The 16,330-nt window shown below is 60.7% G+C and carries 16 protein-coding genes; 7 read left to right on the top strand and 9 right to left on the bottom strand.

Annotation, left to right across the window (positions count from 1 at the left end):
- The first annotated feature begins 9 nt into the window (after positions 1–9).
- Positions 10–1,557 carry a BCCT family transporter gene (locus tag DXY29_RS10345; RefSeq protein WP_115024915.1) on the top strand — a complete coding sequence of 516 codons (1,548 nt, stop codon included), beginning with the start codon at positions 10–12 and terminating at the stop codon, positions 1,555–1,557.
- A 12-nt stretch (positions 1,558–1,569) separates the two neighbouring features.
- On the opposite strand, the gene DXY29_RS13090 is transcribed toward DXY29_RS10345, so the two are convergent.
- The 5 genes from DXY29_RS13090 to fabI form a co-directional block, all read right to left on the bottom strand.
- Positions 1,570–2,103 carry a hypothetical protein gene (locus DXY29_RS13090; RefSeq protein WP_136987755.1) on the bottom strand — a complete coding sequence of 178 codons (534 nt, stop codon included), beginning with the start codon at positions 2,101–2,103 and terminating at the stop codon, positions 1,570–1,572.
- A 564-nt stretch (positions 2,104–2,667) separates the two neighbouring features.
- Positions 2,668–3,342 (bottom strand): SIMPL domain-containing protein, encoded by a 675-nt coding sequence (locus DXY29_RS10335; protein WP_115024913.1) that lies wholly within the window; start codon positions 3,340–3,342, stop codon positions 2,668–2,670.
- Positions 3,343–3,405: 63 nt separating this feature from the next.
- Positions 3,406–4,875, bottom strand: a complete 1,470-nt coding sequence (locus tag DXY29_RS10330) for a carotenoid oxygenase family protein (protein WP_115024912.1) — start codon at positions 4,873–4,875, stop codon at positions 3,406–3,408.
- A 60-nt stretch (positions 4,876–4,935) separates the two neighbouring features.
- Entirely contained in the window at positions 4,936–5,544 is a 609-nt protein-coding gene (gene hisB / locus DXY29_RS10325; RefSeq protein WP_115024911.1) for an imidazoleglycerol-phosphate dehydratase HisB, read from the bottom strand.
- Between the two features lie 29 nt (positions 5,545–5,573).
- On the bottom strand, positions 5,574–6,356 hold the full coding sequence (fabI, locus tag DXY29_RS10320; RefSeq protein ID WP_115024910.1) for an enoyl-ACP reductase FabI: 783 nt from the start codon (positions 6,354–6,356) through the stop codon (positions 5,574–5,576).
- 83 nt (positions 6,357–6,439) lie between these two features.
- Between fabI and DXY29_RS10315 the strand changes: the two genes are divergently transcribed.
- A complete protein-coding gene (locus DXY29_RS10315; protein WP_115024909.1) occupies positions 6,440–7,351 on the top strand; it encodes an FAD-binding domain-containing protein in 912 nt (303 codons plus the stop codon).
- A gap of 14 nt (positions 7,352–7,365) precedes the next feature.
- A complete protein-coding gene (locus DXY29_RS10310; RefSeq protein ID WP_115024908.1) occupies positions 7,366–7,806 on the top strand; it encodes a hypothetical protein in 441 nt (146 codons plus the stop codon).
- Here DXY29_RS10310 and DXY29_RS10305 read toward each other — a convergent pair.
- Entirely contained in the window at positions 7,788–8,306 is a 519-nt protein-coding gene (locus DXY29_RS10305) for a hypothetical protein (RefSeq protein ID WP_115024907.1), read from the bottom strand. The two genes, DXY29_RS10310 and DXY29_RS10305, sit on opposite strands and share 19 nt — an antisense overlap.
- Positions 8,307–8,363: 57 nt before the next feature.
- Between DXY29_RS10305 and DXY29_RS10300 the strand changes: the two genes are divergently transcribed.
- A complete protein-coding gene (locus DXY29_RS10300) occupies positions 8,364–8,957 on the top strand; it encodes a thioredoxin family protein (protein ID WP_115025053.1) in 594 nt (197 codons plus the stop codon).
- A gap of 10 nt (positions 8,958–8,967) precedes the next feature.
- Positions 8,968–10,209 carry a DegT/DnrJ/EryC1/StrS aminotransferase family protein gene (locus tag DXY29_RS10295; protein WP_115024906.1) on the top strand — a complete coding sequence of 414 codons (1,242 nt, stop codon included), beginning with the start codon at positions 8,968–8,970 and terminating at the stop codon, positions 10,207–10,209.
- Here DXY29_RS10295 and DXY29_RS10290 read toward each other — a convergent pair.
- Genes DXY29_RS10290 through folK form a run of 3 tightly spaced genes read right to left on the bottom strand, consistent with a single transcriptional unit; the run spans position 10,188 to position 12,712 of the window.
- On the bottom strand, positions 10,188–11,621 hold the full coding sequence (locus tag DXY29_RS10290) for an FAD-binding domain-containing protein (RefSeq protein ID WP_115024905.1): 1,434 nt from the start codon (positions 11,619–11,621) through the stop codon (positions 10,188–10,190). The two genes, DXY29_RS10295 and DXY29_RS10290, sit on opposite strands and share 22 nt — an antisense overlap.
- Positions 11,621–12,181, bottom strand: coding sequence for an NUDIX hydrolase (locus DXY29_RS10285; protein WP_115024904.1), 561 nt, complete (start codon positions 12,179–12,181; stop codon positions 11,621–11,623). Before DXY29_RS10285 ends, DXY29_RS10290 begins: the two co-directional genes overlap by 1 nt.
- Before the next feature lie 18 nt (positions 12,182–12,199).
- Positions 12,200–12,712, bottom strand: coding sequence for a 2-amino-4-hydroxy-6-hydroxymethyldihydropteridine diphosphokinase (folK, locus tag DXY29_RS10280; protein ID WP_371411081.1), 513 nt, complete (start codon positions 12,710–12,712; stop codon positions 12,200–12,202).
- Between the two features lie 76 nt (positions 12,713–12,788).
- On the opposite strand from folK, the gene DXY29_RS10275 reads away from it, so the two are divergent.
- Together DXY29_RS10275 and DXY29_RS10270 are read left to right on the top strand one after the other, a co-directional pair.
- Complete coding sequence (locus DXY29_RS10275) at positions 12,789–14,186, top strand: hypothetical protein (RefSeq protein ID WP_115024902.1); 1,398 nt, start codon at positions 12,789–12,791, stop codon at positions 14,184–14,186.
- An 8-nt stretch (positions 14,187–14,194) separates the two neighbouring features.
- Positions 14,195–16,294 carry a putative cobaltochelatase gene (locus DXY29_RS10270; RefSeq protein ID WP_115024901.1) on the top strand — a complete coding sequence of 700 codons (2,100 nt, stop codon included), beginning with the start codon at positions 14,195–14,197 and terminating at the stop codon, positions 16,292–16,294.
- The last annotated feature ends 36 nt before the right edge of the window (positions 16,295–16,330 follow it).

The following is a 16,330-nucleotide window of genomic DNA, read 5'->3' as shown; positions in this document are numbered from 1 at the left end:
CCTCATCCGATGTCTGACAACCCCGCGAACCAGCGCTCCTGGTGGCAACAGCCCCCGCTCTGGGTCGGCGCCATCCCGCTGCTGATTTTTCTGTTGGTCTCGGCCATCGACCTGGCTCTGGCCAAGCATTTCACTGAAACTGGCAAAGCCGTGATCAGTGATGCCCTGGGGGCGGTCTGGCAATGGATGGTGGTGCTGCTGTTCCTGATCGCGCTGATCCTTGCCATCAGCCCTATCGGCAAACTCCGGCTTGGCGGAGCGGATGCCAAGCCGAGCTTCAAATTCTTCGATTGGTGTGCGGTGCTGATCTGCACCCTGCTGGCAGGAGGGGGTGTGTTCTGGTCCGCTGCCGAACCGCTGTATCACTTCCAGACCCCATCACCGGTGTTTGCAGGGGTCGAAGGCAGCACAGCAGCCGCGGTGGATCCCGCCCTGGCGGTGAGTTTTCTGCACTGGGGGTTCCTGGCCTGGGCTCTTGTGGCCACCACCACCACGATCACCTTCTCGATCCTGGAACGACGCGGTGAACCCCTGCGTCCCCGCACCCTGCTGGTGAACATCGTTCCGCGCAGCTGGGTGGATGGCCCGATCGGTCACCTAGCGGACGGCTTGTCTGTGGTGGCAGCGATCGCCGGCACCGTTGGTCCCCTGGGATTCCTATCTCTGCAGCTCAGCAACGCTGCAGGGCAATTGCCCTGGCTCACCGACAGTGCAGGCTTGCAATCCCTGGTGGTGGTGCTTCTGACGGCCGTCTTTGCGACATCCACCGTCAGCGGCATTCAAAAGGGCATCAAGTGGCTGTCGGAGCTCAACGTTTGGCTCACTCTGGCCATGGCAGCAGGCCTTCTGCTCTTAGGCCCTGGCTTCTGGCTGATCCAGCACTTTTTCAGCGGCTTTTTCACTTATCTGGTCCATCTGCCGCAGATGGCTCTTGCACCCAACGCAGCGCCTTCGAACTGGGTGAACGGCTGGACTGTCTTCTACTGGGGTTGGTTCCTTGGCTATGCGCCGCTGATGGGGCTGTTCACCGCCGGCGTCAGCCGCGGCCGCAGCATCCGTGAGCTGGTACTGGCCGTGGCGATCCTCTGCCCGATCGTGACCAACGTCTGGTTCACCCTGCTTGGGGGCACCGGATTGCATCTCGAGTTGGCCGGGGGTGGCATCAGTGAAGCCCTGGCCCAGAACGGTGCCGCCGCAGCACTGCTGACCATCCTCAGCCAGTTGCCCCTTGCCGGAGTGCTGATCCCCATCGGCCTATTGCTGGTGGTGCTGTTCATGTGCACCAGCGCCGACTCGATGAGTTACGCCGCAGCCATGGTGGTGAGCGGCCGCAATGAGCCGCCAGCTCTTCTGCGGCTGTTCTGGGCCTTGATGATTGGCAGCCTCACCTTGGTTTTGCTGCGCATTGGCACAGGCCTAGGGGACAGCACCTCCATCGATGCCTTGCAGGCCTTCATCGTGATAACCGCTGTACCTGTCACCCCATTGGTGCTGGCCACCCTATGGAGCGCGCCACGGCTGGCTTGGAAAGAGGCCAAGCGCGAAGGCCTTAGCTGATCAAAGCCGCCCTCACACAGCGGCGTCGTACAGAGAAAAGAAACGACGCCGCAAGCGCCATGGGAAACGCAGCTCCCGCAGCACGCGAACCATCAGACCTCGCATCTCCTTCCGCTCCACCTCGGCCTCAGGCCCCGAATAAACCTGTTGCCCCGCAGGCCGCACTGGGAAGAGGCTGTCCCAACTGACACCCCAGTGTTGCTGCGCAAAAGCCTCGTTAGAGCTGGCATAAAAGGCCGACACCCTGTCATGAAGCGGTTGATCGAAACCGTCAAACTTCTCCCGATCCCAGCCAAGTTCGATCGCGAGGTCACGGATGACCTTGCCCTTCCGCTTCAGCACTTCCGGATCGAAACCCGTCTCCACCATCAAGCGGCGACACAGAGCCGACATCCAGATACCCCGGGCGCCAGGCTGGATGTTCTGCTTCGAGGAACGGCCCGCCAACCAGCCCTGTTCACCCGATGGAGCATCCAGACCCAGAGCATTAACCAAGGCCAGAAACGGATCGGTGATCGCCACCTGCTTGGACAAAGGAAGAAACAACGTCGCAATCGAGGGGAAGCGACTCAGCACACGAAATTTGGATGGATAAGAAATATCCCACGAGTCAGAATCATGCATAATGTAATCACAATATCGCTCAAAATCAGGCGTCTCACGAAACCGTCGAACTCGATGTGCGTAGACTGAATTCAACCAAGACTGCTGATCTCTAACGAAGTAACTGACTCCTAATTTGAACCCCTGACGCTCAACCAGAGCCTGCAATCTACCCAAGGCAGTTCGGCTAAGGATCCGATCATCCAAAGAGGAACTACTAAGCAAAACCCTGTGAAGTGAAGAAGGCAGGGTGGCGAGCGCTTCCTCAACAGGCGCATAGTTCTTTTGTGCGATGGCATTGGCCAGACGATTGTCATCACCGTCCATCAACACACCCTGGGCTGCGAGATGGTCCCGGTTTTGTCGAAGTCGCTCGGTGACGTAACTACTGGCTGCCTTATGGGGACCGGCATGGATCCACAGCATCCGCTCATCACGATTGATTTGCGGACGCGTGAATTCAATCGACACCAGATTCCCAGCCTGAGAGCTCAAGGTATCAGCTGGCTATGTGAGGCAGTAGAGGAGCTCCATCCGCACCGTTGCCGTTGGTTCCGGGGCTTCACCTGGATCGAAACCAGCGCGCATGGCCTCTGACAGCTGAACCCGCCGGGGCCCATGCATCGCGTTACTGCGATTGATCCTGAGCAGTCGCGCCCGGGTGGCTCCGATCGCCGCCGCGGTGTGATCGGCTTCGGCCATGCCACGCCGCAGTGCCGCAGCCGTCAACCGTTGCTGAAGTGCTGTCTCGGCCTTGTCATTGGCGATGGACTTCATCCCCTGCATCCGCACGCCGGGCTGTCCGCCCACTGTCTGGATGAGCTGGTTGTACATCTGCCGATTCACCTCACCGGAGACACCGGTGTTGGCAACAAAGGATTGTTTGGCCCCATTGCTTCCAGAACGTGGATAGGTGGACGGAGATGGAACGATCAGGCGTCCCTGAATGAACGGTTTCAGCAAGTGACGCAACCGGGCCAAGCGTTGATTCAGCTGAGTCAACGCAGCCTGCCCCGTGGATCCTTCACCGGACACAGCCAATGAGAAGCGAAAACTGGCTACCGCGGTCTTGCCCTCTTCAACAACAGACAACTGCAACAACGTCCCCGCACAGGACGGGGCATGGGCCATCACAGGCACCCGCGGAGACAGCAGCAGCAAGCCCGTGGTTGCAACAGACAAGGCGCCCCAACCGACGCTCAATGTTTGACGCGGGGTCCGCACAACCGAAGCAACTACTAGCTGTCAGCTTGCCGGGGCCCAGCTGCCGTGCAAGCCATGGGGCACCGCCAACGGCAGCTCCAGCACCGCAACTTCCGCGAGATCGCGGGCATTGAGGATGACCAGATCAGATGCGGCACGGGCTCCGTTCCAGACCAAATCCAGAACCCAGCCATCGTCCTCGGACTCCGCACCGGGTCGGCGCACCATCAGCGGCTCACTCACGAAGCCACGGGGCGCCGCACTCCAGGTGTGGGTGGCACCGGAATCGAGGTCAAGCTTCTGGATCGCCTGCAGCGGATCATTGCCCGTCTCACGCTCCGCAACAGCCATCCAGGCGTAGCGAGCGCTGAGACCCTGACGCTCGGGATTGACCATGGCGAACTCGCAGGTGCGCTCACTAATCCGCTCGGTCTGCACGGATTCCCTGCTGAGATCCAGGCGACAACGGTGCAGCATTCCTTCCGGCACCGTGTCGAAATCCACCTGAGCGAAGTCGTCATCGGGACCGATGGACGGGAAATCGTCGTAGACGATGCTCTCCACCACGAGATGATCACCGTCTTCAAACGCATTCAGATGATGGAAGACGAAGCCGTCGGGGGCTTCGAGGATGCGCGGCTTCTGACCGGCAAAACGACCGGAGTCTCGCGGTATCAGCCAGAAACGCCCTTTCCCACCGGGTTGGGACGCCAGGCACTGAGCCGCACCCTTTTCGCCGGTTACGAAAGGAAGGGGATTGAAGGCGATGGCGTTCTGCAGGAACACCGCCCAGTTGGGGGTGATGGCGAAATCGTGGAGGAAGGCGAAACCGGGAAAGCTGTCGGAGCGGTCGTGCAGTAACGCCCCGGCCTGGGGGCCATCGGTGGCGAACTCCATCAAGCGAATGGTGCTGCGAGGGCCGGTCTTCACCCCAAAAGTGACCATGCAGGGACGGCCGTTATGGCCGGGATCGAAGCGGGGGTGAGCACTGAAGGCTTCACCCTTTTTCAGCACACCATCGAGCCGCGAAAGACCGCGAGTCTCCAGGCTGCGGGGATCCAGCGCATGGGGCTCGGCAGCCTCCCATAGAGCGAGCAGCTGATCGCCGAGGCGCACCACGTTGGTGTTGGCGATGTTCTTCAGGCGCAGATCAAACGCATTGGCCAAACGACCACCGGGCTTCTGGCTACCGAAGACCCCCCGGTAAAGCACCTTGCCAGCCTTCTCCTCCGCCAGCCAGCCCTCGGTGCGGACATAACGGTTGCTGAGCTGGACGCTGCCGTTCTCAAACCGCATCGCCGCAATCATTCCGTCGCCATCGAAGGGGTGATGGACGCGGTGTCCATCGCGCTCCAGACGCCCGGGGCCATTGCGGTAGAAGGTGCCCTGAAGCTCCGCCGGAACCCTTCCACGCACCGGCGTTAAGGCCACATCGGTGAGCTCCTCCTCAACATTGACGAAGGCGCTGGACCAGTCGCTGCGGTCGTAGCTGCGGGCGGGGGCGACTGTCACGGGCGAACGATCAACGTTCTCCCATCCTCTCGTAACGGACTATGAAGCGCGGCGCCGGTATCAGTTGGCGCCGGCCTGCTCCAGAACCCCTTTGCTGCTGGGGATGGCACCGGCCCGGCGTGGATCCACCTCGGTGGCCATGCGCAGTGCCCGGGCAAAGGCCTTGAAACAGGCTTCCACGATGTGGTGTGAATTGACACCATCCAGCTGACGGATGTGCAGGGTGAGGCCACTGTTGTTGACCACCGCCACGAAGAACTCCTTGACCAGCTCGGAGTCGTAGCTGCCGATCTTCTGGCTGGGAATCATCAGGCTGTAGCTGAGATGCGGGCGACCGGAACAATCCAGTGCCACCTGCACCAGGGCCTCATCCAGGGGTGCCACAAAGTGCCCGAAGCGATGGATACCACGGCGGTCTCCCAGGGCCTGAGCCAAAGCTTGCCCCACGGCAATCCCCACGTCCTCATTGGTGTGGTGATCGTCGATATGGGTGTCTCCCACCGCATTGATCTCCAGGTCGATCAGTCCGTGGCTGCTGATCTGGTGAAGCATGTGATCGAGGAATGCCACTCCGGTATTGGCCTGGCACTGGCCGGAGCCATCCAGATCCAGACGCACCTTCACATCGGTTTCACCGGTGACCCGATGAATGTCTCCCTGGCGTGACATCACTCCACCTCCTCTGTTCACATCGTGCCTTACATCCCCGTGACGCAGTAGCCCGCATCCACATAAATGGTCTGACCGGAAATGCCGCTGGCCAGATCGCTGAGCAGGAAGGCTGCGGTGCCGCCCACTTCCATCTGGGTGACCGTGCGACGCAAGGGAGCCTTCTCCTCCACGTTGTGGATCATCTCGAGGATGCCGCCAATGGCGGAGCTGGCCAGGGTGCGGATCGGGCCAGCACTAATGGCATTCACGCGCACCTGCTTCTCGGGACCCAGCTCAGCGGCGAGGTAGCGAACAGACGCTTCCAGCGCGGCCTTCGCCACACCCATGACGTTGTAGTTCGGGATAGCCCGCTCAGCGCCGAGATACGACAGGGTGATCACGCCGGCCTTCTCGCTGAACAGCGGCTTGGCATGAGCACAGAGAGGAGCCAGGGAATAGGCGCTGATATCGAGGGAACGAGCAAAGCCTTCAGCGGTGGTGGCGCTGTAGTCGCCGATCAGCTCTTCCTTGCCTGCAAAAGCCAGGCAATGCACCAGGCCGTCGAGAACACCCCATTTTTCCTTGATCTCCCCGAAGACCTCGGCCATCTGGTCGGCGTCCTGCACGTTCAGGGGCAAAAACAGGCTGGGCTCGAGGGGTGCGGTGAGTTCGCGCACCTTGGTCTCAAAGCGGCCCTTTTCATCCGGCAGATAAGTGATGCCCAGCTCAGCGCCGGCCGCCTTCAACTGCTGAGCAATGCCCCAGGCGATGGAACGGTTATTGGCGATGCCGGTAACGAGAATCTTCTTGCCGGTGAGATCAAGCAGCATCAGGACAGACCGGAACGGGTTGAATTCGCGCGATTCTCCCCCATCCCCCGCCAAGATCACCGCTCCTTTGCTGACGAAGGCCGGTGCCCAGCGCTGCGTCACCCCCGATCAACGGCGACCTGCCGCGGCAATTCGCCTCACGCGATGCCCTAAATGCCCTGTTGGCGCAGGAGTTTCCAGAGGCGGAAGGGACTCTCAGCCCGATCCAAGGTGGTCGTGAGGCAGCCGATGACAAGCTGCGGCGCATTGACGCAAGGCGCTACGCCAAAAGCCGCAACCATCTCAAGGGCGCGGTCACCAGACTGTCGCCCTACATCCGCCATGGCGTTTTGGACCTGGCCGAGGTGCGCGATGCCGTGTTTGCACGAATCCGCAACCGCGATGAGGGCGGAAAGCTGATCAACGAACTCGGCTGGCGCGACTTCTGGCAACGGATGTGGCTCGATCTAGGCGACGACATCCACAACGATCAGGAACCGTTCAAAACGGGCCATGACGCCGGTTCCTATACCCGGGAATTGCCGGCCGATGTGCGCGAAGGGACCACGGGGCTCGCCTGCATGGATCGTTTTCGCGATCAACTGGTGAGCACCGGCTGGCTGCATAACCACGCCCGCATGTGGATGGCCGCCTGGCTCGTGCACTGGCGACGGGTGCACTGGAAGGCCGGGGCCGACTGGTTCCTGGAGCACCTGCTGGATGGCGACCCAGCCAGCAACCATCTGAGCTGGCAGTGGGTGGCCAGCACCTTCAGCCATAAGCCCTACTTTTTCAACCGCGGCAACCTGGAGCGGTATAGCGACGGGCACTACTGCGACAACTGCTCCAGTGCCAACAACTGCCCATTCGACGGCAGCTACGAGCAACTGGAGAACCAGTTGTTCTCCCCGATGCCTGCGATTCGGAACAGCGGCAACGACCGCAACCACCAACGCAACCGCCAACGCCGGAGCAGCGGAGGCACCAGTGCCGCCCTGGCCCGTCCCAAGCGATAAGCAGGAGAGTCCTCATGTCTTTTCAACGTCCGATCCTCTGGATTCACGAGGAAGCTCTCGGCGCCAGCAACCCGGCGCTACTGGCCTGGCCCGAGGCCCCAGCGGTGTTCGTTTTTGATACCTGTTGGATCAAGGAAGCACGGATCAGCCGCAAACGGATCGGCTTCCTCTACGAAAACGCTCTCGACCTGCCCCTCACTTTGCGCAAGGGGGATGTAGCCGCCGAGGTGCTGGCCTTTGGGCGCCGCCACCAGGCCGATGGAGTGATCAGCAGCACAGTGGTGGATCCTCGCCTGGAGCGTATTGGCGCTGCCATCGATGCGGAACTTCCGCTGGAGCTGATGGATCCCAAGCCCTTCGTGGAGCTGAAACGTCCACCGCGGCTGGGGCGTTTCAGCCGCTACTGGCGGGACGCCGAAGCAGTGGTTTGGGCGGGCTACTCCCCATCCTGCTGATCCTTAAGCAACTGCCGGACCCGCTTCAGTTCCTCCACAGGATTGGTCAGAAGGTCCTCTTCCTCCAGAGATGGCAACTGAACGGGGAGCACTTGCTCTTCGCTGAGGGGCGGCTCAGTCCACTGCCAGCGCTCATCTGGTGCGCGGGCCTCGCATAGTGCCTCCAGCTCCTTCTCCAGCAAAGCCCGCACATCACGCCGGGACACCGCATCGAAAAACTCCTGGCGGGTCGCCAGACCAGAACTGAATGGGGTGGATCCGTTGCCGTTGAAAAGACGGGCTGGATCTGGCAGCCATCGGGGACGACAGACCCCCGCGAAGCTGGTGTCTGTTTCCAAATAGATATGAATCCCATACCCATCCGGCTGACTCACCACCGCCACGCCGTCATGGGGCACGTACCGCTGCAAAGGGAACAAGCGCCAGCTGGGCGGTTCCTTAGGGGCACCGCAGGCCGCCAGCAGTAACGAAACTCCCCAAATCAGACGCAGGCGCGGCATCCATCACCACCGGAGGTGGCCATCCTGAAGCAGATTCGCCGCATCTGCCTGCGCGTCATGGCCCTGACACCATCCACGATGCTGGCGCTGAGCACGCCGCTGCCCGGTTTTGATCTGCCCCAGGTCACGGGCGGCCGGCTGAACAGCCAATCGCTGGACCATCGGCCCCTGCTGCTGATGGTGCTTTGTGCCCATTGCCCGTTTGTGAAACACGTGGAGCCAGAGCTCACCCGGCTGGAGCACGACTTCGGCGACCAGGTGCAACTGGTCGGCGTGAGCAGCAACAGCCTGATCACCCACCCCCAGGATGGGCCGGAACAACTGGCGGATCAAGCCCGGCGCCACGGCTGGAGCTTTCCATATCTGCTGGATGAGCAGCAGAACCTGGCCAAAGCGCTTCAGGCTGCATGCACTCCGGAGTTCTACCTGTTTTCACCCGATAGCAAAGGCCTACAGACCCTCCGTTATCGGGGCCAGTTGGACGGCAGCCGACCCGGCAATGATCAGCCCCTCGACGGCCGAGACCTGCGGGCCGCCCTCATTTCCGTGCTGACGGGAGCACCGGTGAACCCGGAGCAGACAGCCTCAGTGGGCTGCAATGTGAAGTGGAACCCCGGACACGAACCGGAGTGGTTCGGCGGAGCCACTTAAGCTTTCCTTCATGCAGGTACCTCCCTTCAGCCTCGGCCAGCAGATCAACGATCTGGGTGTGGACCTCGAAGAGGCGGTTCTTGCGGTGTTGCGCAGCGGTCAGTACATCGGCGGACCGCAGATCAAACAATTCGAGGAGGCCTTTGCCGTCAGCGTCGGCTGCGACCACGCCGTGGGCTGCAACAGCGGCACCGATGCACTGATCCTGGCCTTGCGTGCCCTCGGCATTGGTGCAGGCGATGAGGTGATCACCTGCTCGTTCAGTTTTTTCGCCACCGCTGAAGCCATCAGCGCCGTCGGCGCCACACCGGTGTTCGTGGATGTCGACCCCAGCACCTACCTGATCGATTTCGACCAAATCGAAACCGCGATCACCCCGGCCACCAAGGCCCTGATGCCGGTGCATCTGTTTGGCCGTGCGGTGGACATGAACCAGTTGATGGCGATTGCGGAGCGCCATCAACTGAAGGTGATCGAAGACTGCGCCCAGGCCACGGGAGCCCGCTGGAACGGCCAACCCGTAGGCAGCTTTGGTGATGCGGGCTGCTTCAGTTTTTTCCCCACCAAAAACCTCGGTGCGGCCGGTGACGCTGGTGCCGTCACCACCAGCGATGCCGATCTGGCCCAGGCCATGCGCGAGCTGGCCGTGCATGGCATGCCCGAGCGCTACCTGCACACGAGCCTTGGGTACAACAGCCGACTTGATGCCATTCAGGCAGCAGTGCTGAATGTGAAACTGCCGAAGCTGGAGAGCTGGATCAGCAACCGCACAGCCATTGCCTCCCGTTACCGAGATGCCCTAGGGGATCTCCAAGGACTCACCCTGCCGTCCTCCAACGAAGGCCACAGCTGGAACCAATTCGTCGTGCGCATCGGCAGCTGCCCCACCGGCCAACCGCTCTGCAACGCCAGCTGTAATACCTCCACCACCAGTGCACGCCACGGGATCCCGGAGAGCTGCTGCCGCGACTGGCTCAAACAGACCCTTCATGAGCGCGGTGTGAGCACGATCATCTACTACCCGATTCCGATTCACCGGCAACCGGCCTACGCCCACCTCGGCTTGAAGCAGGGCTCCCTGCCGGTGACAGAACAGCTCTGCAGCCAAGTTCTCAGCCTGCCGATCTTCCCTGAGTTAAAGGAAGACCAGCAACAAACGGTGATCGACACCCTGCGACAACTGCTGGTGTCCAATGCTCCGGCCCAGTTCCGCCGCAGCGAAGGGCGCGATCAGGACCGGATGGTGGCGTAAAGCGCCTTGAACTTGGCCTGCTGCCTCTTGTGATCCACCAGTGGTTCGGGGTAATCCCTCCGCTCAAGGGCACCGATCTCTCCGCTGAGCAAATCCTTGGTGTTCACATGGCGCAGCTCCGGCACCCAGTGGCGGATGTAATCACCGGCTGAATCGAACTTGGAGGCCTGGGTAGCGGGGTTAAAGATGCGCAGCGGCTTGGGATCCATGCCGCTGCTGGCACTCCACTGCCAACCACCGTTGTTGGCGGCTAGGTCGCCATCCACCTCCAGCTCCATAAAGGCGCGCTCGCCCCAACGCCAGTCGCAGATCAGATCTTTGACCAGATAAGAAGCCACGATCATGCGGCAACGGTTGTGCATCCAGCCGGTCTGATTCAGCTGACGCATGGCGGCATCGATGATCGGCATGCCGGTCTGGCCCTCCTTCCAGAAGTCGAACCAGTCCTCGTTGTTCTCCCAAGGGAAACGGCGCCACTGCTCGCGGTAGGGGCCATCGGCCAGTTCGGGGAAATGGAACAGCGCCTGCTGGTAAAACTCGCGCCAGCACAACTCTTGCTCCCACACGGCGATGGCATGGAGCTGCTCCTCGGAGCGGGCCAGCGCGCGGGAGTCCTGGGCGGCACACCAAGCCTGCCGGGGGCTGAGGGTGCCCACACTGAGGGCAGCACTGAGGGTCGAGGTGCCGGCGGTACCGGGAAAATTGCGATCAGGCTCGTAGCCGAGCAGCGGTCCATCACAGAACCTCATGAGTTGCTCCAAGGCCGCCGTCTCTCCGGGAAGGCAGGGGCAGATCTCAGTGCCCTTGAACCCATGGCTCTCCCGCAATGCCGCAAGGGGATCTCCCGCCGGCACGTGGAGGGGATCCAGATCCACCAGCCCGATGGGGGCGGCAACGGTGCTGGGCTGCTTGGCCAGCACTTGGCCGCGCCAGTTGCGCAGAAAGGGGCCGTAGACCCGGTAAGGATCACCCCCACCGGTCTTGACCAGCTCAGGAGCGATCAGCAGCTGATCCCAGTCCACCAACACCTTCCGACCATCGGCTTGGAGCCGCCTCGCCACCTGGCGGTCACGCTCACGGGCGTAGGGCTCCACATCGCGGTTCCACACCACGGCCTCGGCGCCGATTTGCTCTGCCAGCTGTGGCAGCACAACCGGAGGATCCCCCTCGAGAATGACCAGACGGCTACCGGCCTCCCGCCAGCGCTGCTGTAATTCCACCAGGCTCTCGATCAGAAACCACAGACGAGCCGGCGCCATCGCCGGCAGATGCTCAGGAGGATCGATGACCTTGGGGTCAAGCACATACACGCCGGTCACCGCAGGGCTGATCTCCCCAGCGACGGCCAAACCCAAATTGTCCGCCAGGCGCAGATCGCGGCGGTGCCAGAACAAGACGCGAGGGGTCGTCATCAGAGGCCGAGAACCTGCTTGGCGCGGAACCAGGCGGTGACGCTCTTTCCATCAAGCCATTCATCGCCCGAAGCAAGCGCCGCATCGAGCTGCGCTGGGCTCATCAGCACCACCTCCAGGTCTTCGTCATCGTCGCCAGCTGGCGGGTTTTCCAATGGGGTGAGCTCCCGGGCCAGGAAGCAGTGGATCACCTCATCGGAGTATCCCGGGCACGGAAGCATCGGCCCCAGGGCATCCCAGCGGGTCGCGCTGTAGCCGGCTTCTTCACCCAGCTCCCGTTGCATCGACTCCAAGGGGTCTTCTCCCTCCTCCAAGGTGCCGGCAGGGAACTCGAGCAAACGCGCCTGCACCGCGAAGCGATACTGCCGCAACAGCACCACCTGACCGTCGTCGGTGAACGGCACCGCCAGGGACGCACCGGGATGGCGGATCATCCCGAAGGTGGCCTCCACCCCCATCGGCAGCTTGATCCGATTGCGTTCAAAACGAATCTTGCGAGCATCGACCGCTTCAACGGTGTCGAGCAACTCAAAGGGTTCCGGGGCCGGCAGCGGCGCCATAGGAGCAGACGTGACGGCTCACCAGCATGGCGGGTGAGCGCCTTGCATCGCCTGGAGCAGGGGCTCCAGAACAAAACTACGCAAGTGCATCCGCGGGTGGGGCAACACCAAACGGGGATGTTCGAGCCTCAATTCACCCCAAAACAACAGATCCAGATCCAGGCTGCGAGGTCCCCAGCGCTGCTCCCGCGCACGATCGCGACCGCAGCTCTGCTCAAAACACTGCAATGCCTCCAGCAGCTCGAGCGCCGCTGCCTCAGACGGCGGACGCTCGACGCGGGAGATCAGAAGAACGGCATTGCAGTAGTCGTCTTGACCTGGAGGACCGCCCAGGGGCTGGGTCTTGAGAAACGCAGAGCAGCGCACATCTTGAGCATCCGCATGGCCCCACTCCAAGAGAAAGTCCGTCAAGCGCGGTGCAATCCAACGCAGGGTGGATTCAGGTGGTCCGTGAGAGCTGCTCAGGTTGGCTCCAAGCCCAACAGCAAGCGCTGATTCCAAAGGGAACGATGCCATTACACACGTCGACACGACTCAGGAATCGACACCAAGAAGCCACCCATGCAATGATCATTACAATTCAAATATAACTTTCGGGCAATAAAAAATGGTTTTTACTCAATTTTTTAAGCGACTTTCACCCTTTCGTGGCAACCAAAAACGCCTCAAGTACGAAAGGTTCAAGCGGGCCCTCCAAGAGGAGTCGGCACGCATTAGCCTCGACGAAGCCAACAAACTAATTGCAGAAAGAAAATACAATCAAGCCCTTCTCCTCATCAATAAAACAATAGAGAATGGCACCACAAGCAATCAACTTCTATTCAACAAGGCTTTTCTCTTATCGCAAATCAAACAATACGAGAAAGCCCATAATATTTGGAGCGACCTGAGCAAGCTCCAAAACAAACCAAAACTCGCCGATTCGGCGAAGCAACATCTTGAAAGATCCAAAGAGACTCAACGCCAAGCAACAAAGCTCTTACTGGAAAATCTCCATGAAAAGGCAAGGGATTACCAGCATCCCCTCAAACACCTGCCCAACTCCAAAGATTGGACGCCAAACACCGACATCATCCAACTCATTCGCAAAGAGGCCGAACTTGCCCGCACCGCCGAATTACCAGGGCTCTCGGCCTACCTGATCGATCAAAGCCTGCAAGCCGGCCTGCAATCACCGCTGCTCGTTCATGACAAAGCACTCTCCATCAGCATGATGGGGGAACAAGTGAAGGCCCTCGAATTACTCAGGGAGCTCAGGCAGACAATCAAGAACCCACAACTCAGAGCACTATTTACCAGCAGCGAAGAAGAACTAATTCAAAATTCAAACTATCATCAATCAAAATTAAATACCTACCTTGCCAAGCAGGCAAAATCAGCAGCTAGAAAAAATTCCCTTAAAATTGAATATATCCCCGAAACCGATCACATTGAAGAAGATATCAACATCAAGGAATTAATATTCAAAGAATCCAGAGGTGCCCTTAGGAACCACAATCCCCATGCCTCTCTTGATATCATAAACACCATTCTTGACTTTGATGCAGGTAATCTCGCCGCTCTTCAGCTCAAAGGAGAAGCGCTGTCAGCCCTCAAGAAACACGAGGAAGCCATCAAAATATGGAAAGATTTAACTCACTCAAACATTGAAAGTATCGCCAAGACTGCCTCGAGACTAATCCTTCAAAGCTTCACAAATGAAGCCAAATTAATTAGCGCAACTGATTCGCCAAAGGCGGCACTTTTATTTTTTATCGAGAAGCATCTGACTCACCATCTCACCCCCAGAATGAATAAGGAGATGGAAAAAGAGCTCATTCAGATCGATCCACAAAGCACCGACTTTTCAGACCCCGAGCTACAGCAGCACCGGATCCAACTGCTTTTCAACACTCTGGTGATCGAATGCCTTGAGACGCAATGGCGCGATCGAGGCCGTTTCGATGCCAGCGCAACAGCTCAAAAGCCTGGCACGATCAGCAAGACTGCCCTGAAAGCGGGTTGAACGCGTCCATGGCGGCAAGCGGTGTAGCACTCAAGAACGACCAAGCGACCCGCGCTTTTCCTCTGGCCGCAATTACCGGCCACGGAACCCTCAAGCTCGCCCTTTTGTTGGCGGCAGTCGACCCAGGCTTGGGCGGTGTGGTGATTGCCGGGGGACGCGGCACCGGTAAATCTGTCTTGGCCCGGGGGCTGCATGCCCTTCTGCCACCCATCGACGTTCTGGATGCAGAGGGTGGCGTGGGCCGCAACCTCGACCCACAGAACCCAGAGGAATGGGATGCGGCCACCCGAAAGCGGATCTCAGGTGAAGCCCCCTCCACGGTCATCGCCGCCCCCTTCGTCCAGATCCCTCTCGGAATCACCGAAGACCGTCTGGTGGGTGCCGTGGATGTGGCCGCCTCACTCTCCAGTGGCAGTGCCGTTTTCCAGCCGGGCCTGCTGGCGGATGCCCATCGCGGCGTGCTCTATGTCGACGAGCTGAACCTGCTCGACGACGGCATCGTCAACCTGATGCTGGCGGCCGTGGGCAGCGGCGAGAACCGGGTGGAGCGGGAAGGTCTCAGCCTCAGCCACCCCTGCCGCCCCCTGCTAATCGCCACCTACAACCCGGAGGAAGGCAACATTCGCGATCACCTGCTGGATCGCTTCGCCATTGTGCTGTCGGCCAACCAGTTGGTGAGCACCGAGCAGCGGGTTGAAATCACCAATGCCGTCATCAGCCATGGCCAATGCAGCCGCAGCTTTGCCGAAAAGTGGGGGGAAGAAACGGATGCCCTGGCCACCCAGCTGCTACTGGCACGCCAGTGGCTGCCGGATGTGCAGATCAGCCGCGAACAAATCGAATATTTGGTGACTGAAGCCATCCGCGGCGGCGTGGAAGGCCACCGCTCCGAGCTCTACGCAGTACGGGTGGCCCGGGCCCATGCGGCCCTCAGCGGCCGGGATCGGGTTGAAGCCGAAGACCTCCAGGTGGCCGTCGCCCTGGTGATCGCACCACGGGCCTCCCAGATGCCGCCACCGGACCAGCAAATGGAACCGCCACCGCCGCAAGACCAGGAGCCACCGCCACCACCGCAGGACCAGGGGGATCAGCAACAGGACAACCCACCCCCACCACCGGAGGGATCGGACGACGAGGAGGCCGACCCACCGGAAGACAACAGCGAGGACGACAGCAGCGACGATGACGGCGAGGAGGATCAGGCTCCACCGGCTGTTCCCGAAGAGTTCATGCTCGATCCGGAAGCGATCGAGGTCGACCCCGACCTGCTGCTGTTCAACGCCGCCAAAGCCAAAAGCGGCAACAGCGGAAGCCGTTCGGTGGTGCTTAGCGACAGTCGTGGTCGCTATGTGAAACCGATGCTGCCGCGCGGTCCGGTCCGCCGGATCGCCGTGGACGCCACCCTGCGGGCCGCCGCGCCCTACCAGAAGATCCGGCGGGAACGGGAACCCGGTCGCACCGTGATCGTGGAAGAGGGCGACCTCCGGGCAAAGCTTCTGCAGCGCAAAGCCGGTGCCCTAGTGGTGTTCCTGGTCGATGCCAGCGGTTCGATGGCCCTGAACCGGATGCAGAGCGCCAAGGGCGCCGTGATCCGGCTGCTCACCGAGGCCTACGAAAACCGCGATGAAGTGGCCCTGATCCCCTTCCGAGGCGATCAGGCCGAAGTGCTTCTGCCCCCCACCCGCTCAATCACGGCAGCCCGCCGCCGGCTGGAATCGATGCCCTGCGGCGGCGGTTCACCACTAGCCCATGGCCTCACCCAGGCCGCCCGTGTCGGTGCGAACGCACTGGCCACTGGCGATCTCGGCCAGGTGGTGGTGGTGGCGATCACCGACGGACGCGGAAACGTGCCACTCAGCACCTCTCTGGGCCAACCCGAGCTGGAGGGCGAGGAGAAACCCGACCTAAAGCAGGAGGTGCTGGATGTAGCGGCCCGTTACCGGATGCTCGGGATCAAGCTGCTGGTGATCGACACCGAGCGCAAGTTCATCGGCAGCGGCATGGGAAAAGATCTCGCCGAAGCCGCCGGAGGCAAATACGTGCAGCTGCCCAAGGCAAGCGATCAGGCCATCGCAGCTGTGGCGATGGATGCGATCACCAACATCTAAACGGAACGATATCGTGAATAAATCGTGAAATCACAG

The sequence above is a fragment of the Synechococcus sp. UW69 genome, assembly GCF_900474185.1.
GTDB lineage: Bacteria > Cyanobacteriota > Cyanobacteriia > PCC-6307 > Cyanobiaceae > Parasynechococcus.
Note: the sequence above shows the minus strand (reverse complement) of the source record. Positions and strands in the feature narration are given on the sequence as shown.